At 58.8% G+C, this 18,673-nt stretch carries 18 protein-coding genes and 1 pseudogene; 7 read left to right on the plus strand and 12 right to left on the minus strand.

What is annotated here, in order from left to right; translation table 11 throughout:
- Positions 1-156 precede the first annotated feature (156 nt).
- From ACOZK9_RS11035 to ACOZK9_RS11045, 3 genes are all read right to left on the minus strand, one after another.
- The gene (locus tag ACOZK9_RS11035; RefSeq protein WP_058412708.1) at positions 157-912 is read right to left on the minus strand and encodes a DeoR/GlpR family transcriptional regulator; all 756 of its coding nucleotides are present in this window, start codon (positions 910-912) and stop codon (positions 157-159) included.
- A 95-nt stretch (positions 913-1,007) separates the two neighbouring features.
- Positions 1,008-2,513, minus strand: a complete 1,506-nt coding sequence (gene glpK / locus ACOZK9_RS11040) for a glycerol kinase GlpK (protein WP_058412707.1) — start codon at positions 2,511-2,513, stop codon at positions 1,008-1,010.
- Between the two features lie 80 nt (positions 2,514-2,593).
- Positions 2,594-3,448, minus strand: coding sequence for an MIP/aquaporin family protein (locus ACOZK9_RS11045; protein ID WP_122249880.1), 855 nt, complete (start codon positions 3,446-3,448; stop codon positions 2,594-2,596).
- Positions 3,449-3,774: 326 nt separating this feature from the next.
- On the opposite strand from ACOZK9_RS11045, the gene ybaK reads away from it, so the two are divergent.
- Positions 3,775-4,245, plus strand: a complete 471-nt coding sequence (gene ybaK, locus ACOZK9_RS11050; RefSeq protein WP_058412705.1) for a Cys-tRNA(Pro) deacylase — start codon at positions 3,775-3,777, stop codon at positions 4,243-4,245.
- Between the two features lie 81 nt (positions 4,246-4,326).
- Here the strand turns inward: ybaK and ACOZK9_RS11055 are convergent, their stop codons facing one another.
- Both ACOZK9_RS11055 and argF read right to left on the minus strand, forming a co-directional pair.
- Entirely contained in the window at positions 4,327-5,388 is a 1,062-nt protein-coding gene (locus ACOZK9_RS11055; RefSeq protein ID WP_058412704.1) for an ABC transporter ATP-binding protein, read from the minus strand.
- Entirely contained in the window at positions 5,385-6,305 is a 921-nt protein-coding gene (gene argF / locus ACOZK9_RS11060; RefSeq protein WP_058412703.1) for an ornithine carbamoyltransferase, read from the minus strand. Before argF ends, ACOZK9_RS11055 begins: the two co-directional genes overlap by 4 nt.
- Positions 6,306-6,740: 435 nt before the next feature.
- Here argF and ACOZK9_RS11065 point away from each other — a divergent pair, with 435 nt between their 5' ends.
- On the plus strand, positions 6,741-8,849 hold the full coding sequence (locus tag ACOZK9_RS11065; RefSeq protein ID WP_421555843.1) for a molybdopterin oxidoreductase family protein: 2,109 nt from the start codon (positions 6,741-6,743) through the stop codon (positions 8,847-8,849).
- An 86-nt stretch (positions 8,850-8,935) separates the two neighbouring features.
- Positions 8,936-9,274, plus strand: a complete 339-nt coding sequence (gene grxD, locus ACOZK9_RS11070; RefSeq protein ID WP_058412701.1) for a Grx4 family monothiol glutaredoxin — start codon at positions 8,936-8,938, stop codon at positions 9,272-9,274.
- Between the two features lie 86 nt (positions 9,275-9,360).
- Here the strand turns inward: grxD and bfr are convergent, their stop codons facing one another.
- Both bfr and ACOZK9_RS11080 read right to left on the minus strand, forming a co-directional pair.
- Complete coding sequence (bfr, locus tag ACOZK9_RS11075) at positions 9,361-9,831, minus strand: bacterioferritin (protein WP_058412700.1); 471 nt, start codon at positions 9,829-9,831, stop codon at positions 9,361-9,363.
- 201 nt (positions 9,832-10,032) lie between these two features.
- Positions 10,033-10,251, minus strand: coding sequence for a bacterioferritin-associated ferredoxin (locus tag ACOZK9_RS11080; protein WP_099235954.1), 219 nt, complete (start codon positions 10,249-10,251; stop codon positions 10,033-10,035).
- 246 nt (positions 10,252-10,497) lie between these two features.
- Here ACOZK9_RS11080 and ACOZK9_RS11085 point away from each other — a divergent pair, with 246 nt between their 5' ends.
- Complete coding sequence (locus ACOZK9_RS11085; protein WP_057724790.1) at positions 10,498-11,100, plus strand: peroxiredoxin; 603 nt, start codon at positions 10,498-10,500, stop codon at positions 11,098-11,100.
- A 67-nt stretch (positions 11,101-11,167) separates the two neighbouring features.
- On the opposite strand, the gene rnt is transcribed toward ACOZK9_RS11085, so the two are convergent.
- Positions 11,168-11,839, minus strand: a complete 672-nt coding sequence (gene rnt, locus ACOZK9_RS11090) for a ribonuclease T (RefSeq protein ID WP_058412699.1) — start codon at positions 11,837-11,839, stop codon at positions 11,168-11,170.
- The gene (gene pyrC / locus ACOZK9_RS11095; protein ID WP_099235955.1) at positions 11,836-12,882 is read right to left on the minus strand and encodes a dihydroorotase; all 1,047 of its coding nucleotides are present in this window, start codon (positions 12,880-12,882) and stop codon (positions 11,836-11,838) included. The genes rnt and pyrC overlap by 4 nt, the downstream gene beginning before the upstream one ends.
- A 156-nt stretch (positions 12,883-13,038) precedes the next feature.
- On the opposite strand from pyrC, the gene ACOZK9_RS11100 reads away from it, so the two are divergent.
- The 3 genes from ACOZK9_RS11100 (at position 13,039) to ACOZK9_RS11110 (ending at position 16,560) form a co-directional block, all read left to right on the plus strand.
- On the plus strand, positions 13,039-13,947 hold the full coding sequence (locus tag ACOZK9_RS11100) for a flagellar protein MotY (RefSeq protein WP_058412697.1): 909 nt from the start codon (positions 13,039-13,041) through the stop codon (positions 13,945-13,947).
- 129 nt (positions 13,948-14,076) lie between these two features.
- The gene (locus ACOZK9_RS11105; RefSeq protein ID WP_017738284.1) at positions 14,077-15,294 is read left to right on the plus strand and encodes an argininosuccinate synthase; all 1,218 of its coding nucleotides are present in this window, start codon (positions 14,077-14,079) and stop codon (positions 15,292-15,294) included.
- 633 nt (positions 15,295-15,927) lie between these two features.
- A complete protein-coding gene (locus ACOZK9_RS11110; protein ID WP_058412696.1) occupies positions 15,928-16,560 on the plus strand; it encodes a response regulator transcription factor in 633 nt (210 codons plus the stop codon).
- A gap of 84 nt (positions 16,561-16,644) precedes the next feature.
- On the opposite strand, the gene ACOZK9_RS11115 is transcribed toward ACOZK9_RS11110, so the two are convergent.
- The 3 genes and pseudogenes from ACOZK9_RS11115 to rsxB all read right to left on the minus strand — a co-directional run.
- Entirely contained in the window at positions 16,645-16,827 is a 183-nt protein-coding gene (locus ACOZK9_RS11115) for a PA3496 family putative envelope integrity protein (RefSeq protein WP_058412695.1), read from the minus strand.
- A gap of 107 nt (positions 16,828-16,934) precedes the next feature.
- Positions 16,935-17,573 (minus strand): endonuclease III, encoded by a 639-nt coding sequence (nth, locus tag ACOZK9_RS11120; protein WP_058412694.1) that lies wholly within the window; start codon positions 17,571-17,573, stop codon positions 16,935-16,937.
- Between the two features lie 715 nt (positions 17,574-18,288).
- A pseudogene (gene rsxB, locus ACOZK9_RS11125) lies at positions 18,289-18,663 on the minus strand (electron transport complex subunit RsxB); the annotation flags it as partial.
- Between the last annotated feature and the right edge of the window lie 10 nt (positions 18,664-18,673).

Raw genomic sequence — 18,673 nt, forward strand, 5'->3', positions numbered from 1 at the left:
CTGGGGGCGGCTCTATAAAGTGGGTGCTGGATAGATTGCCATCGGGAGCAAGCCCCCTCCCACAGTTGCCCCTATTCTCATGTTGGAGCCAGGCCAACTGTGGCAATGCAGGCAACTGTGGGAGGGGGCTTGCTCCCGATGGCGGCGGTGCAAACGCTAAACCACCTCCAGCCGAACCTTATGCTGATTCAACACCTGCACCAGCGCCGGCACCGGCTGTTGATCCGTCACCAAACAATCCACCAGGCTGATCGGCCCCAAGCGAATCATGGCATTGCGCCCGAATTTGCTCGAATCCGCCGCCAAAATAACTTGGCGCGCATTGGCGATGATCGCCTGGGAAACCCGCACTTCCTGATAATCGAAGTCCAGCAGGCTGCCGTCCTCGTCAATGCCGCTGATACCCACCAGCGCAAAGTCGACCTTGAACTGGTTGATAAAGTCGACGCTCGCCTGGCCCACCACACCGCCATCACGGCGCACGTTACCGCCGGTCAACAGCACATCAAAATCGTCCTTGGCACTGAGCATGGTGGCGACGTTGAGGTTGTTGGTGATGATTTTCAGGTGATTGTGATTAAGCAGCGCACGCGCGACGGATTCGGTGGTGGTGCCGATATTGATGAACAGCGAGGCGTGGTCGGGGATTTGCGCGGCGATGGCTTCGGCAATGCGTTGTTTCTCATCGCGCATCTGGTCGGCACGCATGGCGTACGCGGTGTTCTCGACGCTGGAATCATAGGCGGCGCCGCCGTGGTAGCGGCGCAGCAGATTGGCGTCCGCCAACTGGTTAATATCGCGGCGGATGGTTTGCGGGGTGACAACGAACAGCTGCGCCATTTCCTCGATACTGACGTAGCCGCGTTCGCGGACCAGTTCGAGGATTTGTTGCTGGCGGGGAGGCAGATTCATGAGACGTCCTTTGGGCTGCCATACAAAAGTGGCCCATGATGACGCAGGAATCTGCTCCCTGCCAGTTTCAACCCTCCATGGGTCCGTTGGTTGGCTTATTCAGCGCCTTCGTGCGGTTCCCAGTCGCGGGTGCGGCTGACTGCTTTTTGCCAGCCCGCGTAGAGTTTCTCTTTGGCGGCTTCATCGAGTTGAGGCTCGAATTCGCGCTCGATCACGGCCTTGCCGCGCAACTCGTCAAGGCTGCTCCAGAAACCACAGGCCAGGCCTGCCAGGTAGGCGGCGCCGAGTGCGGTGGTCTCACGCATTTGCGGGCGCTCGACGTGGGTGCCGAGGATGTCGGCCTGGAACTGCATCAGGAAGTTGTTGGCCACCGCGCCGCCGTCCACGCGCAGGGCTTTCAGGCGTTCGCCCGAGTCCTGTTGCATCGCGTCCAACACGTCACGGGTCTGGTAGGCAATCGACTCCAGCGCTGCACGAATAATGTGATCCACGCGTACGCCACGCGTCAGGCCGAACAGCGCGCCACGCGCGTACGGGTCCCAGTATGGAGCGCCCAAACCGGTGAACGCAGGCACCAGGTACACGCCATTGCTGTCCTTGACCTTGCCGGCGAAGTATTCGGTGTCGGTGGCGTCGGCGATGATTTTCAGCTCGTCACGCAGCCACTGCACGGTGGAACCACCGTTGAATACCGCGCCTTCCAGGGCGTACGCCACTTCGCCGCGCGGGCCGCAGGCGATGGTGGTGAGCATGCCGTGTTGCGATTTAACCGCTTTGTCGCCGGTGTTCATCAGCAGGAAGCAGCCGGTGCCGTAGGTGTTCTTGGCCTGGCCGGGTTCTACACACATCTGGCCGAACAGCGCGGCCTGTTGGTCGCCGGCGATACCGCCGATGGCGATGCCGCTTTTGGTGCGGCCGTAGATTTCCGACGAGGACTTCACTTCCGGCAGCATTTCGCGCGGCACGTCCAGAATCTCCAGCATCTTCGCATCCCACTCCAGCGTGTGGATGTTGAAGAGCATGGTGCGCGAGGCGTTGGTGTAGTCGGTGACGTGGGTTTTGCCGCCGGTAAATTTCCAGATCAGCCAGCTGTCGATGGTGCCGAACAGCAGCTCGCCGTTGCGCGCACGCTCGCGGCTGCCTTCAACGTTATCGAGGATCCACTTGAGCTTGGTGCCGGAGAAGTAAGGGTCGGTGACCAGGCCAGTGGTGTCGTTGATGTATTGCTCGTGGCCGTCGCGCTTGAGTTGCTGGCAGATCTCGGTGCTGCGGCGGCACTGCCAGACGATCGCGTTGTAGATCGGGCGGCCGGTGATTTTGTCCCAGACCACGGTGGTTTCACGCTGGTTGGTGATACCGATGGCGGCGACCTGGTCGTGGTGCAGGCCGGCTTGTGCCAGGGCCTCGACCATCACCGCGCTCTGGGTGGCGAAAATTTCCATCGGGTCATGTTCAACCCAGCCGGCTTGCGGGTAATGCTGGGTGAATTCGCGCTGGGCGGTGCAGACCACGTTGGCGTCACGGTCAAAAATGATCGCCCGCGAACTGGTCGTGCCCTGATCAAGCGCAATGATGTAGTTCTTATTCTGAATATCGGTCATGTCGATTGCCTTGGACTGAAATAAGGAAGTGAGTGATCAGCCTGGGCCGCGTAAGGGCAGCAAGGACCAGGCTGACGCTATCAGGAGATACGTGTTTTGCTGTTGACAGCCGTGTCAGGTGTTTCAGCTACAGCCGGTGCGGCGTTTGGCAGATGGCGGGCAATCAGCCCGCGATAGGCCGCAGCACCGAGGCAGGCGCCGACGATCGGCGCGAAAATCGGAATCAGGAAGTAAGGAATGTCGCGGCCACCGGTAAAGGCCATTTCACCCCAGCCGGCGAAAAAGGTCATCAGCTTTGGCCCGAAATCCCGCGCCGGGTTCATCGCAAAGCCGGTCAACGGGCCCATGGCGCTGCCGATGACGGCAATCAGCAGGCCGATCAGCAGCGGCGCCAACGGGCCGCGTGGCAAGCCATTGTTGTCGTCGGTAAGGGCCATGATCACGCCCATCAGAATTGCGGTGATGACCATTTCGACCAGGAAGGCCTGCGCGGTGCTCAGCAGTGCATGCGGGTAGGTGGAGAACACCGACGCCAATTCCAGGCTGGCCTGTGTGCCGCGAACCAGATGGTGAGTTTGTTCGTAATCGAAAAACAGGTTGCTGTAGAGCGTGTACACCAGGGCGGCGGAGCAGAAGGCGCCGGCGACTTGGGCGAGGATATAGAAGGGCAGTTTGCGCTTTTCGAAATCGGCAAAAATGCACAGGGCGATACTGACCGCCGGGTTGAGGTGAGCCCCGGAAATACCGGCGCTCAGGTAGATCGCCATGCTTACGCCGATCCCCCAGATGATGCTGATCTCCCACAAACCAAAGCTGGCGCCCGCGACCTTGAGCGCGGCGACACAACCGGTACCGAAGAAGATCAGAAGCGCTGTTCCCAGGAATTCGGCCATGCATTGGCTCGAAAGTGAAGGCTGTTGAAGAGCAGTTGTCATGGCAAACCTCAATTGTTGTTCTTGTTTAGCGAACCGCCTCGTTGGGCTGTTGCGCGATTTTCACCGTGGCCAGGATCCCCATCCTGACAACAGCTTACTCTTACCGCACCGAAGTATTATTCCTACAGCATTCGGAAACGAAAAAATATAGACAAGAAAGGCGGCTGTCAAAGGTCGAAAGTGAACCGTCGGTCATTTTTCACCTGTTGGTTTGGTGAATGATCACGCTTTACGTCACGCGAGTATGTTATGCAAGGGGCGCACTAGAGCGTTTTGCATGGGCTTGGCCTAGAATTGGCCGTCTGATTGCCACGCCCGGAGTAGCCATGACCCCCGCACTGGATTTGTTGAAAAAAGTTCGCGCCGAACATCACATCCACAGTTACGAACATGATCCCAAGGCGGCGTCCTATGGCCTGGAGGCCGCGGAAAAATTGGCGCTCGACCCGGCGCAAGTATTCAAGACCTTGCTGGCCAGCAGTGAAAAAGGTGAATTGTTGGTCGCGGTGGTGCCAGTCGTCGGAAGTCTGGATTTAAAAGCCCTGGCCGTTGCTGCCGGGGTAAAAAAAGTCGAAATGGCCGACCCGGCTGCGGCGCAACGCTCCACCGGTTACTTGTTGGGCGGCATCAGCCCGTTGGGGCAGAAGAAGCGTTTGCGCACGTTCATTGATGAGACGGCGCAACCGTTCGCGACGATTTTTGTGAGTGCCGGCAGAAGGGGGCTTGAAGTGGAACTCTCGGCGGCAGTGCTGGCCGAACACACCCAGGCCAAGTTCGCGCCGATCGGCCGGGCCTGAATGTTTTTGGGGGATGCGGCCTATGCGGCCCAGGGCTTGGGTGGCAGGGAGCAAGCCCCTCCCACATTCTGCCCAAGTTAGTCAGGCAGCCGTGCTGCCCGGCGCTTTGAACAACACCAAATGCTCAGCGGCAACCCGAATACCCACCTGCGCACCGACCAAATGATCCGCATGGCTGGGGAAAATCGATTCCAGTTGTGCGCCCGTCGGCAGTTGCAAACGGTACAAGGTTGACGCACCCAAAAACGTCTTGCCGACGATGCGCGCCTTCAACGCGCTGTCCGGCGCGTAGATGATGTCATCCGGGCGCAGCAACACGTCCACCGCGCCGCCCACAGGCCAGGCATACGCGCGATTGCCGCGCAGCTCACCGAGTTCGGTGCTGACCGATTCCGGCGAGCTCAACTGCCCACGGATAAAGTAGCCCTGGCCGATAAAGCTCGCCACGTAAGGCGTCTGCGGTTGGTGATAAAGGTTATAGGGCGTGTCCCATTGCTCAAGGCGGCCCTCCTTGAACACCCCGACCTGATCACTCACGGCGAACGCTTCTTCCTGATCATGCGTGACCAGAATCGCACTGGTGCCGCGTGCCTTGAGGATGTCGCGCACTTCATGGCTGAGCTTGCGGCGCAGTTCGCCGTCGAGGTTGGAGAATGGTTCATCCAGCAGCAGCAGTTGCGGCTCCGGCGCCAGCGCGCGGGCGAGGGCGACACGTTGTTGCTGGCCGCCGGAAAGCGCGTGGGGAAAGCGCGTGCCGAGGTCTTTAAGGTTCACCAGCTCCAGCAGCTCCGCTACCACGCGGTGTTTTTGCGGGTGCTTGCGAATGCCGAAGGCGATGTTGTCGGCCACGCTCAGGTGTGGAAACAGCGCGTAGTCCTGAAATACCATGCCGACCTTGCGTTTCTCCGGTGCGAGGGTAAAACCGGCACTTGAGATCACTTCGCCCGCCAGGCTGATTTCACCTGCGTGCACCGGTTCAAACCCGGCAATCGCGCGCAAGGTCGTGGTTTTGCCGCAGCCCGAAGAGCCCAGCAGGCAACCAATATCGCCAGCGTTGAGGTGCAGGTTGAGGTTCTGCACCACGCGTTGATCTTGATAGCCGCATGCCAGGTTACGCAGGTTCAGCAGTAACGGCTGGCTCATGCGTGGTGGTACGACGGCGGCACGAGGAATTCAAGCAGTGCCTTTTGCGCGTGCAGGCGGTTTTCAGCCTGGTCCCACGCCACCGAGCGCTCATCGTCGAGCAGGTCCAGGCTGATTTCTTCGCCACGGTGCGCGGGCAGGCAGTGCATAAACAGCACGTCCGGCGCGGCCAGGTCGAGCAGGGCGCGGGTTACCTGGTAAGGGGCGAACAGGGCCAGGCGCTTGGCGGTTTCTTCTTCCTGGCCCATGGAGGTCCAGACGTCGGTGCTGACCAAATGCGCGCCTACAACGGCGTCTTTCGGATCGCGCAGCAGTTGCACGCGGCCGTCGGCTTTGGCCAGGAACTCGGCGCTCGGTTCAAAGCCTTCAGGGCAGGCGATGCGCAAGTGGAAGTCGAACTGGATCGCCGCTTCTATATAGCTGTTGCACATATTGTTGCCGTCGCCGATCCAGGCCACGGTCTTGCCCTGGATCGAGCCACGGTGTTCGAGGAAGGTTTGCATGTCGGCCAGCAACTGGCACGGGTGCAGGTCATCGGACAGGCCGTTGATCACCGGTACGCGGGAGTTGGCGGAAAATTCGGTCACCGTGCTGTGCGCGAAGGTACGGATCATCACCGCATCCAGCATGCGCGACATCACCCGTGCGCTGTCGGCAATCGGCTCGCCACGGCCCAGCTGCGTGTCGCGCGACGACAGAAAGATGGCTTGGCCGCCGAGCTGGATCATGCCCGCTTCAAAAGACACGCGGGTGCGCGTCGACGACTTCTCGAAAATCATCCCGAGCACACGGTTTTTCAAAGGCTCGAAGAGTACGCCGCGGTTACGCAGGTCTTTAAGCTCAATGCCTCGACGGATCACGCTGACCAGCTCTTCGGGCGTGCAATCCATCAGGGAGAGAAAGTGCCTTGCGCTCATCATTAACTACCTTTTTGCAACAGACCGCAGATACTCAAAGCCTTGTTTATTGTGACAACGGGCGAGACCTGCGGCGAAAGCCGCACGGGGCGACGAAATAGGGGAAGGCGCGATCTTATAATTAAATGTCGCGTCTTACCAATAGGGCTACGGTTTTTAAGGGTGTTCAAGAGGGGCGCGAGAGCGCTTTTGAAGACGATTACCAGACAGCAGCGGCCCATTTGTACACTGGCGCCGAGACCTTTTGCAATCTATGCAGGCGGTTTTGGGCCAGGCTGTGCCGGTTTCAGAGGCCATTCGTGGGGTTTTTGAAACATTTGCACACGCTTGCCCATGCTTGGGCCTGATGCCCGCCGATTCACAGGGCTAACGTTGCTGGTGCACGTTGCGGTCGCGGCCCATAGTTCAGCCAAAGCCCTGATGAAGACACCGGCCATGACCAAGACTCTGCACCACCGTGCCTGCCATCTGTGTGAAGCCATCTGCGGCTTGACCCTGGAAACCACCCAAGCCGACGATGGCCACCTTGCGATCACGTCAATCAAGGGCGATGCACTCGACCCTTTCAGCCGTGGGCATATCTGCCCCAAAGCCGTGGCGCTGCAGGACATTCAGAACGACCCCGACCGCCTTCACCAGCCGATGTTGCGCGTGGGCAGCGAGTGGCAGCCGATCCCCTGGGACGAGGCTTTCGCGCGGGTGGCCGAACGGCTGGCGGGCATCCAGGCGCAGCATGGGCAGAATGCGGTGGCGGTTTATCAGGGCAACCCCAGCGTGCACAACTACGGGCTGATGACCCACAGCAATTACTTCCTGGGGCAGTTGAAGACGCGTAACCGCTTTTCGGCGACCTCGGTGGACCAATTGCCCCATCACCTCACCAGCCACTTGATGTACGGCCATGGTTTGTTGCTGCCGATACCGGACATCGATCACACCGACTTTATGCTGATACTCGGCGGTAACCCGCTGGCGTCCAACGGCAGCATCATGACCGTGCCCGATGTGGAGAAGCGTCTCAAGGCCATTCAGGCGCGAGGCGGCAAAGTGGTGGTGGTTGACCCACGGCGCAGCGAGACGGCGGCGATGGCCGATCAACACGTGTTCGTGCGCCCTGGCGGCGATGCAGCGCTGCTGTTCGGCGTGCTCAACACGCTGTTCAGCGAAAACCTGACCCGCGCCAGCCACTTGCCGGTTGACGGCCTGGACGACGTGCGCCGAGCGATTGCCGGTTTCACTGCCGAAGCCATGAGCCGCCAATGTGCGGTGCCGGCCGAGCAGATCCGCCAGCTGGCGCGCGATTTTGCGGCGGCGGATAAAGCCGTCTGCTACGGGCGCATGGGCGTGTCGACGCAGGCGTTCGGCACGCTGTGCCATTGGTTGGTGCAACTGATCAACCTGGTCAGCGGCAACCTTGATCGGGTCGGTGGCGCCCTGTGCACCACGCCCGCCGTGGACTTGGTGGCATCCACCGGCGGCGGGCATTTCAATCGCTGGCAAAGCCGTGTGTCAGCGCGCCCGGAGTACGGCGGTGAGTTGCCTGTGTCGGCGTTGGCCGAAGAAATGCTCACCGAGGGCGAAGGGCAAATCCGCGCCTTGGTCACGGTGGCCGGCAACCCGGTGCTGTCGACGCCTAACGGCCGCCAATTGGAACAGGCCCTGGAAGGCTTGGAATTCATGGTCAGCATTGACCTTTATATCAACGAGACCACGCGCTATGCCGACCTGATTTTGCCGTCGACTTCAGCGCTGGAAAACGATCACTACGACACCACATTCAATATGTTTGCAGTGCGCAACGTCACGCGTTTCAACCGTGCGATCCTGCCCAAGCCCGAGGGCGCGTTGCATGATTGGGAGATCTTCGTCGGCTTGGCCACCGCCTTTGCGGCGCAGACCGGCGTGGCGCTTAAACCCACCATGGCGCCTGCGCAGATGATCGACATCGGTTTGCGCGGCGGGGTTTACGGCGACGCCTCCAGCCATAAGTTGTCGGTGGCGATGCTGGCGGATCATCCGCATGGCGTGGATTTGGGGCCGCTCAAGCCCAACCTGGCCAACCGTCTGAAAACCCCAAACGGCCGGGTACAGGCGGCGCCCGCAGTGATTTTGGCGGACCTGACGCGCTTCGCGGCGCAGCCGCTGGCCAAGGTCGGCGAGCTGCTGTTGATCGGCCGCCGCCATGTACGCAGCAATAATTCCTGGATGCATAACTATCACCGCCTGGTGAAGGGCAAGCCTCGGCACCAGTTGCACATGCACCCGGATGACTTGGCCAGCCGTGAACTGAGCGATGGCCAGCGGGTTCGCGTCAGCTCGCGCATTGGCATGATTGAAGTGGAGGTGGTCGCCAGCCTGGACATGATGCCCGGTGTGGTCAGCCTGCCGCATGGCTGGGGCCACGGGCGCCCGGGTGTGCGCATGAGCATCGCCAGTGGGCAGCCGGGCGCGAGTGCCAATGACCTGACGGATGAGCGCCAGTTGGATGAGTTGTCGGGCAATGCGGCACTCAACGGCGTGCCGGTGCAGGTGGCGGCTGCGTAAGGCGCCCGACCACCGGGCTGGAATTTTGCGTTACAATGCGCCACCGTGCCGACCTGTGAGTCGCAAAGTTCCAGCCGAGGTGTTCCATGGATATCATCGAAACGATCAAAGAGCAGATTGCCAGCAACACTATTCTGCTTTACATGAAGGGCGCGCCAAACGCTCCTCAGTGCGGTTTCTCCGCCAAAGCGTCGCAGGCGATCATGCAGTGTGGCGAGAAATTCGCTTACGTAGACATCCTGCAAAACCCGGAAATTCGCGCCAACCTGCCGAAGTACGCCAACTGGCCTACGTTCCCACAACTGTGGGTAGCCGGTGAACTGGTCGGCGGCAGTGACATCATCACTGAAATGGCTGCAGACGGTTCGTTGCAGGCATTGGTCAAAGACGCAGCGGCCAAAGCGGCAGCCAAGACTGAAGCTTGATGCTGTTGTAAGAAGCCCTGCAATAAAAAGCCCCGCGTCTCGTCAGAGCGCGGGGCTTTTTTGTGTATTACCTGTAGCCGCGTGGGTTATTCACCCATCTGCGATTGCAGGTAGTTCTCCAGGCTGACTTTGACGATCAGGCCCAGTTGGGTTTCCAGCCAGTCGATATGCTCTTCCTGGTCTTCGAGGATCTCTTCCAGCAGCTCACGGCTGCCGAAGTCGCTGTGTGTTTCACAGTGAGCAATCGCGGCCTTGAGGTCGCTGTGGCTCTTCTGTTCGAAACGCAGGTCGCTGCTGATCATTTCCTGAGTGTGTTCGCCGATATTCAGCTTGCCCAGGTCTTGCACGTTCGGCAGGCCTTCCAGAAACAGGATGCGCTTGATCAGCGCGTCCGCGTCCTTCATCGCCTTGATGGATTCTTTGTATTCACGCTTGCCGAGCTTTTCCAGGCCCCAATCGTCGTACATGCGCGCATGCAGAAAGTACTGATTGATCGCGACCAGTTCATTGGCAAGGATTTTGTTGAGTTGCTGGATGACTGAGATGTCGCCTTTCATGACTGGGGTCCTGCCCTGTAATAACGGTGTATAAGGCGGAGTTTGAGCGGCGAAATCTCTAGTGTCAAACCTAAGTTATTGAATAATAAATGAAAATTAATCGGAATAAGAATGTTTGTGTTCCGCGTCTTGGCGCTAACTAATTGAATTTCGGGCATAAAAAAACCGGACACTCGGTCCGGTTCTTAAAAACACGCGTCATTATGCGTGTGTAAATTCTGCTGAATAGGGGATAGCGGCCTGGGCTGTTTGCAGCTGCGTCAGGGTTTCCCGTACGACTTGCTTGGCAAGGCATGCACATTTACCGCATTGGCTGGCAACGCCGGTGGTTTCACGCACTTCCTTGTAGCTGCAGCAACCTTCAAGGATTGCTTCGCGGATTTGTCCGTCGGTGACGCCAGTGCAGAGGCAGACATACATAAAGGAGAACCGTCGCGGTGTTAAGGCTTAAGTGCGATGGATCTTAATGTTAACGAGAATGATTGTCAAAATAGTTTCGCGGCTCTTTGCACCGCCACTGCCCTCGCGCTGACGAACGGTTTTTTTAAGGTATGATGCTCGGCTTTCACGAAGCGTGACTGCGTCACAGGGCTGTCGCTTAAACGCGGCAGACTCAACGCCGGTCCTTTTACTTCAATCGTCACCTTTACTATCAGGAGATACCCAATGAGCGTACTCGTCGGCAAACAAGCCCCGGATTTCGACGTACCTGCCGTGCTCGGCAATGGCGAAATCGTTGACAGCTTCAAACTGTCTGAAGCGATCAAAGGCAAATATGGCCTGGTATTCTTCTACCCGCTGGACTTCACCTTCGTCTGCCCTTCGGAGCTGATCGCTCTGGACCACCGCATGGACGATTTCAAGGCGCGCAACGTTGAAGTGGTCGCGGTTTCCATCGACTCCCATTTCACCCACAACGCCTGGCGCAACACCGCCATCAACGATGGCGGCATCGGCAAAGTCAAATACACCATGGCAGCCGACATGAAGCACGACATCGCCAAGGCCTACGACGTTGAGTCCGAAGGCGGCGTGGCGTTCCGTGGCGCGTTCCTGATCGACGACAAGGGCGTTGTGCGCTCGCAGATCATCAACGACCTGCCGCTGGGCCGTAACATGGAAGAGCTGATCCGTCTGGTCGACGCGCTGCAATTCCACGAAGAGCACGGCGAAGTGTGCCCTGCCAACTGGAAAAAAGGCGACAAGGGCATGACCGCTTCCACCGAAGGTGTGGCGGCTTACCTGACCGAGAACGCCGGCAAGCTGTAAGCCACGTTTGCGGCAAAAAAAACCGGCCTGAGAAGGCCGGTTTTTTTATGCGCGGGCTCACCTTCAGTCAGTCGCCGAAGTCTTCCCAGCCGCCCATCTGTTTCCAGCGGTTGACGATGCCGCAGAACAGATCGGCAGTCTTTTCGGTGTCATAGCGAGCCGAGTGGGCCTCGCGTCCGTCAAAGTCGATGCCGGCCGCCTGGCAGGCTTTCGCCAGCACGGTTTGGCCGTACGCCAGGCCTGCGAGGGTGGCGGTGTCGAAGCTGGAGAACGGGTGAAACGGGTTGCGCTTCATGTCCAGTCGCGTTACGGCTGCGTTCAGGAAGCCCAAGTCGAAGCTGCTGTTGTGACCGACCAGAATCGCGCGTTTGCAGCCATTGGCTTTCAACGCTTTGCGCACGCCACGGAAAATATCGGTCAGCGCCGCTTCTTCACTCACCGCCATGCGCAGTGGGTGATCAAGCTTGATGCCGGTGAACTCCAGGGCGGCGGCTTCGATATTCGCGCCTTCAAACGGTTCTACGCGGAAGAAGTGCGTGTGTTCCGGGAACACGAAGCCCTGTTCGTCCATGCCGATAGTGGTAGCGGCGATTTCCAGCAAGGCGTCGGTGGCGCAGTTGAAGCCGCCGGTTTCTACGTCGATGACAACCGGCAGATAGCCGCGAAACCGCTCGGCCATCGGGTGGCGAGAGCCGCCACCGCTGTGCTCGTGTTCGTCGTCGTAATGGTCTTCACTCACTTGCTTTCCTCCAGCAGGCGCCAGCGCAGTGTTTCACCGGCGCGCAGCGGGATAACGGTCAGCTCGCCAAACGGCAGGCTGGCAGGGGCGGTCCAGTCTTCACGGACCAGGGTAATGTGCTCGGTATTGGCTGGCAGGCCATAGAAACGCGGGCCGTTGAGGCTGGCGAAACCTTCGAGCTTGTCCAGCGCGTTGCGCGTCTCGAACGCCTCGGCGTACAGCTCGATTGCGGCGTACGCGGTGTAGCAACCGGCACAGCCACATGCGTTTTCTTTTGCGTGCTGGGCATGAGGCGCCGAGTCGGTGCCGAGGAAAAACTTCGGGTTACCGCTGGTGGCGGCATCCAGCAAGGCCACCTGGTGGGTGTTGCGCTTGAGGATCGGCAGGCAATAGAAGTGCGGCCGAATCCCGCCCACCAGCATGTGGTTGCGGTTGTAGAGCAGGTGATGCGCGGTGATGGTCGCACCGACGTTGGCCGAAGCCTCGGTGACAAACTGCACGGCATCGGCCGTGGTGATGTGCTCAAACACCACCTTGAGGGTCGGGAACAGCTCGACCACACGGCGCATGTGTTCGTCGATGAAGACCTTCTCGCGGTCAAACACGTCCACATCGCCACGCGTGACTTCACCGTGGATCAGCAGCGGCATGCCGACTTCAGCCATGGCTTCGATCGCCGGCAAAATCTTGTCGATGCTGGTAACGCCGGAGTCGGAGTTGGTGGTCGCGCCCGCCGGGTACAGCTTGGCGGCGTACACAAAACCGCTGGCCTTTGCCTCACGAATTTCTTCGGGCTGGGTGCGGTCGGTGAGGTAAAGCACCATCAACGGTTCGAAGCGGCTACCGGCCGGTCGGGCAGCGAGGATGCGCTGGCGATAGGCGTCGGCTTGCTCGGCATTACGCACCGGCGGTACCAGGTTAGGCATGATGATGGCGCGGCCAAACGTGCGCGCTACATCGGCCACGGTATGGGGTAACGCAGCACCATCGCGAAGATGAATATGCCAGTCATCGGGACGCAGCAGGGTCAGGCGGTCGGACATTGGGGATTCCAGGCGGGTCAATCTGGTGGGAATGCTACCGGAAAAGACTCTTGCAGGCACTCGCTATCAAGTTTTGCGGGAGGTGACCGATACCCCTGAGTATGCCTTAACGACGTATGACGCTTTGAAGTGTTGTAGAAACCAGTGGAGCCGCCCGTGCGCCAGCATTATCTAGCCCTGCTCAGTGTGTTCGCCAGCCTGCCTGCGATGGCCCTCACGTTCCAGACACGTCTGGAGAATATTGAGTGGAAGGTGGAGGGCGACGTGTTCGAGTGCCGTTTGACCCAGCCGATCGCTGATTTTGGTTCGGGTGAGTTTGTGCGCCGCGCTGGCGAGCAGGCCACATTCCGCCTGAAAGCTTATAACGGCGCGCTGGGCGCGGGCTCCGCCACCTTGTTGGCCGCCGCTGCACCGTGGCAGCCAGGCCGCGGTGACATCAACCTCGGCGCAGTGCGTGCGGGCAGTGGCGACGTCTTGTTCAACAGCTCCCAGGCCCAGGCGGGGCGGCTGTTTACCGGGTTGCTGGAAGGCCGTAGCCCGACCGTGCGCCACTATGGGCGTGAGGGCGGTTACTCGGAAATTCGTCTGCTGCCGGTCAAGTTCAGCAAGGCCTACAACGACTATCAAGTGTGCACCGCCAAGCTGTTGCCGATGAATTACGATCAGGTCAAACAGGCCGAGGTGGGCTTCCCTGGCGGTGGTATTGAGCTGGACGCGGCGGCCAAGAAGAAGCTCGACGTGATTGTCACCTACATGAAGGCCGACCCTACGGTTAACCATATCGAGCTCAATGGCCATTCCGACAACAGCGGCAATCGGCTGACCAACCGCGACGTCTCGCGCCGTCGTGCGCTGGCCGTGATGGACTATTTCAAGGCCAACGGCATTGCGGAATCGCAGATCACGCTGCGCTTTCATGGCGAAAGCTACCCACTGGCGCCCAACACCAATGCTGCCAACCGGGCGCGTAACCGCCGCGTGAATGTTCAGCTTGAACGTGTAGCGGCCCCCGAAAAACCGGCGCCCCAAGCCACGGCGCCGACTAACCCTGCGCATATATCCTAGGGTGCGACCTTCGGTCGCTCTCTCGACATAATCTGTCGCTTTATCTTCATTTGCTGTCGCGCCCCTGTAAATCCATGGTTTTGATCGGTAGAATCGTTGCCTTTCCGTACAACCCCGTGGAGTGATGGCATGGCCGACGTAAACAAGGTCGTTCTCGCGTATTCCGGCGGCCTGGACACTTCGGTGATCCTCAAGTGGCTGCAGGATACTTATAACTGTGAAGTGGTGACCTTCACCGCTGACCTGGGTCAGGGCGAAGAGGTCGAACCTGCACGTGCCAAGGCGCAAGCCATGGGCGTGAAAGAGATCTACATTGACGACCTGCGCGAAGAATTCGTCCGCGATTTCGTCTTCCCGATGTTTCGCGCCAACACCGTCTACGAAGGCGAGTACCTGCTGGGTACCTCCATCGCACGTCCGCTGATCGCCAAGCGCCTGATCGAAATCGCCAACGAAACCGGCGCCGACGCCATTTCCCATGGTGCTACCGGCAAGGGCAACGACCAGGTGCGTTTCGAATTGGGCGCCTACGCGCTCAAGCCCGGCGTGAAGGTGATTGCGCCTTGGCGTGAATGGGACCTGCTGTCGCGTGAAAAGCTGATGGATTACGCTGAAAAGCACGCCATCCCGATCGAGCGTCACGGCAAGAAGAAGTCCCCGTATTCGATGGACGCCAACTTGCTGCACATCTCCTATGAAGGCGGCGTGCTGGAAGACACCTGGACCGAGCACGAAGAAGACATGTGGAAATGGACCGTCTCCCCGGAGAACGCTCCAGACAAGCCTCAGTACCTGGAACTGACCTACCGCAACGGCGACATCGTCGCGCTGGACGGCGTCGAAATGACCCCGGCCACCGTGCTGGCGACCCTCAACCGTATCGGTGGCGAACACGGTATCGGCCGTCTCGACATCGTTGAGAACCGTTACGTGGGCATGAAGTCCCGTGGCTGCTACGAAACCCCGGGCGGCACCATTATGCTGCGCGCCCACCGCGCCATTGAGTCGATCACCCTGGACCGCGAAGTGGCTCACCTCAAAGACGAGTTGATGCCCAAGTACGCCAGCCTGATCTACACCGGCTACTGGTGGAGCCCTGAGCGTCTGATGCTGCAACAGATGATCGACGCTTCCCAGGCCCACGTGAACGGCGTTGTGCGCCTGAAGCTGTACAAGGGCAATGTGATCGTCACCGGTCGCAAGTCTGATGAGTCGCTGTTCGACGCCAATATCGCCACCTTTGAAGAAGATGGCGGCGCTTACAACCAGGCGGACGCAGCAGGCTTCATCAAGTTGAACGCACTGCGTATGCGCATTGCGGCCAACAAGGGTCGCAAGTTGTTCTGAGTCATACCCGCGTTGTAAACATGGCCCCTTGCCCAAGGGGCCATTTTTTTTGCCTGTTTATCAAGGCACCAGGCAGTTGAATGAACTGCAATGTTTAAAAGTGCTGAGTAAATGTTTATCGCTTGTCCGATATAAACATCGGTGGACTGATTTTTCTTGATGGCTGTTTTTTTACGTCTGAATGAATTTTTAACACCTGCCTAGGAACTATGTCTTACAGAAGATTCACTATATGAGAGCGAAACTTATGTAAGACACGGAAAATTCTGTAGGAATTAGGGAGGTCGGAAACTATGTTGAATGGAACTAATAGCAGCGGAATTTTTTCACCTCTTCATTCGCCCGGTGGTGACAAGCAATGGACATTTTCTGAAAGACAGGTGCGGCGCGTGGGCGTTACAGCGCTTAAGAGGCCTATATTTCATTCAAAATATGTATGGCTTCGGAAAGTTCTGAAAGTCCCCATAAAGCTCGATGTATCCAACTGGGTGTTTTTTTGTAGGTCAATTCCTAAAGCATTGTGGGTTGGGTCTCTGCTTGCTGTTGCTTGGGGGTGAGCACTATGCCAACTAGGAAACGACTAGGCTATTGTGCTTGCTCTAAATAATTCGAACAGCGAAATTGGACTTTCTCATGAATAAAGTGCTGATCGTGGATGATCATCCCGTCATTCGTCTTGCTGTACGCATGCTAATGGAACGTCATGGTTATGAAGTCGTTGCCGAGACTGATAACGGCGTCGATGCGTTACAACTGGCGCGCGAGCATGTGCCTGACATTGTCATACTGGATATCGGGATCCCCAAACTCGATGGGCTGGAAGTGATTTGTCGCCTGGCGTCTACCAAGCAGGCTGCGCCCTTTAAGGTGCTGGTGCTGACGTCCCAGGCGCCCGGCCATTTTTCCATGCGTTGCATGCAGGCGGGGGCGGCTGGCTACGTGTGCAAGCAGCAGGACCTGACCGAGTTGTTGAGCGCCATCAAGGCAGTACTCTCCGGCTACAGCTATTTCCCTAACCAGGCGCTTAATTCGGTGCGCTCCACCATGGGCAACGCCAGTGAAGCGGATATGGTCGAACGCCTGTCGGGTCGCGAGATGATGGTGCTGCAGCAGTTGGCGCGTGGCAGAACCAACAAGGAGATTGCCGACGGCATGTTTCTGAGCAACAAAACTGTCAGTACCTACAAGACCCGCCTGCTGCTCAAGCTGAATGCGCGCTCCCTCGTCGACCTGATCGAGCTGGCCCAACGCAACGGCCTTGTATAGCGCAGGCGGTTGCCACTGAGGGGCCAAGCGTAACCGGCAGAAAAAAGCCTCCGTCAGGGAGGCTTCCGGTCGTCAACGGGTCGATTAGAGATCGAAGTCGTAATCGGCCAATTGTTTCTGCAAGCGGCGCTCTTCCAGAAGGTTGTCGATCGTGCGACGTTTGCTCAGATTGGTCTTGGCCACCTCAGCAACAGGTGCTTCCCCATCGTCTTCCGACTCTGCAACGAGGTCGTCTTCCAGATCCAGTTGTTCTTTGCCAGTGCTCATAAGGTTAACTCCAGGCTAAGAATGCCGTTGGCGCCCCTTATAACGATATTCCATGGCGGGGTAAAAAAGATTTTTTCAATCGACTGATCGGGAAACGCAATGAAGCCTCAATCGTCTGAGGTCTTGTCCTTGTATTCGCACAGGTCTTCGATACGGCAGCTCCCACAGCGCGGTTTGCGGGCCTGGCAAACGTAGCGCCCGTGCAAGATCAGCCAATGGTGGGAATCAAGCAGATACGCCTTGGGCACGAACTTCATCAGTTGTTTTTCCACCTCAACCACGTTCTTGCCGCGCGCGATGCCGGTTCGGTTGCTGACGCGAAAAATATGCGTGTCGACCGCCATGGTCAGTTGCCGGAACGCGGTATTGAGCACCACGTTCGCGGTTTTGCGGCCCACGCCGGGGAGGGCTTCGAGGGCTTCGCGGGTGTTTGGCACTTCGCTGCCATGCAGCTCTACGAGCAGGCGGCAGGTCTCGATAACATTTTTAGCCTTGCTGTTGTACAGACCGATGGTCTTGATGTATTCGGACAACCCGTCTACGCCCAAGGCATGGATGGCCTCCGGCGTGTTGGCTACCGGGTACAGTTTTGCGGTGGCCTTGTTCACGCCAACGTCCGTGGATTGGGCCGACAGAATCACCGCAATCAGTAACTCGAACGGCGAGGAATAGGCCAGTTCGGTTTTAGGTTCCGGATTGTCTTCGTGAAGCCTGCGGAAGATTTCCAGGCGTTTTGCGGCGTTCATCGGGCAGGTAGTTCCTTGCAGGCAGTCAACGTGATTGTGAAAAGTGTGCACAGGCAGGGGAGCCTGCCAGCCATAACCCCGGCAGGATAAACCATCACCACGCTACCCGGCAGCCTGCGGTGCTTGCTGCGGCTCACGCACTGAGGTGAGCGTCCACCTGACGCTGCGCGTCTTCCAGCGTGCGTTGTGCGGCCTGCAGTTCATCCGCGCTGACGCCCGGCTGGCGTTGCAATTTGCCGACATTCGCCCGGGCATACGCCAGCTGGATTTTCGCGCGCTTGAGCTCGGGGTCTTTGCTTGTCGTCGTTGACGCAGGTGGCGGACTGTTCACTTCCAGTGCATTCAGTGCCTGCTCAGCCGCTTCGAATTGCTGCTGCAGCACAATCAATTGCGACTGTTGCTCAAAGGTCGGCGGGTGACCAAACGCCTTCAACGATTTGTGTAACTGGGCACGGCTCATCGCCACGCTGATTTTGGCTTTTTTGACCGCAGCATCCCTGGCCGCCTGCGCTGTGTTGGCCTGCACCGGCGCAACCGGCGTCGAACGCTTGGCCCGCGCGAGGCGCTCGGCGAGTTTGTGTGCTTCTTCGCGTTGCAAGCGCGCATTGCGTTGTTCGTAGCGTCGCCGCGCCCGGTCACGCTTGAGGCCACGTTCATGGCGTTCATGGTCGTTGGCCGCCATGCCGCCGACAATCGGCAGCACGTTGGCCGCCGGGCGCATCTCAATGCAATCGACAGGGCAGGGCGCAACGCACAGGTCGCAGCCGGTGCACTCATCAACGATCACGGTGTGCATCAACTTGGCGGCGCCGACGATCGCATCCACCGGGCAGGCCTGGATGCATTTGGTGCAGCCGATGCATTCGGCCTCACGTATATAGGCGACAACGGCTGGGGCTTCGCCACGGCGGGTATCGAGTTCCAACACCGGCACACGCAGCAGTTGCGCAAGGCCCGCGATGGTTTCCTGCCCACCCGGCGGGCACTTGTTGATCGCCTCACCGGCGGCGATGCCTTCGGCGTAAGGCTTGCAGCCTGGGTGCCCGCATTTGCCGCATTGGGTCTGCGGCAGCAGCGCGTCGATACGTTGAATCAGGTTC

Origin of the sequence: Pseudomonas kitaguniensis, assembly GCF_049199985.1 — a bacterium.
In the GTDB taxonomy this organism is placed as follows: domain Bacteria; phylum Pseudomonadota; class Gammaproteobacteria; order Pseudomonadales; family Pseudomonadaceae; genus Aquipseudomonas; species Aquipseudomonas kitaguniensis.

Excerpts from the sequence above, each read along its gene's own strand:
- ACOZK9_RS11035 (WP_058412708.1), bottom strand. The coding sequence starts at position 912 with ATGAATCTGCCTCCCCGCCAGCAACAAATCCTCGAACTGGTCCGCGAA.
- glpK (WP_058412707.1), bottom strand. The coding sequence starts at position 2,513 with ATGACCGATATTCAGAATAAGAACTACATCATTGCGCTTGATCAGGGC.
- ACOZK9_RS11045 (WP_122249880.1), bottom strand. The coding sequence starts at position 3,448 with ATGACAACTGCTCTTCAACAGCCTTCACTTTCGAGCCAATGCATGGCC.
- ybaK (WP_058412705.1), top strand. The coding sequence starts at position 3,775 with ATGACCCCCGCACTGGATTTGTTGAAAAAAGTTCGCGCCGAACATCAC.
- ACOZK9_RS11055 (WP_058412704.1), bottom strand. The coding sequence starts at position 5,388 with ATGAGCCAGCCGTTACTGCTGAACCTGCGTAACCTGGCATGCGGCTAT.
- argF (WP_058412703.1), bottom strand. The coding sequence starts at position 6,305 with ATGAGCGCAAGGCACTTTCTCTCCCTGATGGATTGCACGCCCGAAGAG.
- ACOZK9_RS11065 (WP_421555843.1), top strand. The coding sequence starts at position 6,741 with ATGACCAAGACTCTGCACCACCGTGCCTGCCATCTGTGTGAAGCCATC.
- grxD (WP_058412701.1), top strand. The coding sequence starts at position 8,936 with ATGGATATCATCGAAACGATCAAAGAGCAGATTGCCAGCAACACTATT.
- bfr (WP_058412700.1), bottom strand. The coding sequence starts at position 9,831 with ATGAAAGGCGACATCTCAGTCATCCAGCAACTCAACAAAATCCTTGCC.
- ACOZK9_RS11080 (WP_099235954.1), bottom strand. The coding sequence starts at position 10,251 with ATGTATGTCTGCCTCTGCACTGGCGTCACCGACGGACAAATCCGCGAA.
- ACOZK9_RS11085 (WP_057724790.1), top strand. The coding sequence starts at position 10,498 with ATGAGCGTACTCGTCGGCAAACAAGCCCCGGATTTCGACGTACCTGCC.
- pyrC (WP_099235955.1), bottom strand. The coding sequence starts at position 12,882 with ATGTCCGACCGCCTGACCCTGCTGCGTCCCGATGACTGGCATATTCAT.
- ACOZK9_RS11105 (WP_017738284.1), top strand. The coding sequence starts at position 14,077 with ATGGCCGACGTAAACAAGGTCGTTCTCGCGTATTCCGGCGGCCTGGAC.
- ACOZK9_RS11110 (WP_058412696.1), top strand. The coding sequence starts at position 15,928 with ATGAATAAAGTGCTGATCGTGGATGATCATCCCGTCATTCGTCTTGCT.
- ACOZK9_RS11115 (WP_058412695.1), bottom strand. The coding sequence starts at position 16,827 with ATGAGCACTGGCAAAGAACAACTGGATCTGGAAGACGACCTCGTTGCA.
- nth (WP_058412694.1), bottom strand. The coding sequence starts at position 17,573 with ATGAACGCCGCAAAACGCCTGGAAATCTTCCGCAGGCTTCACGAAGAC.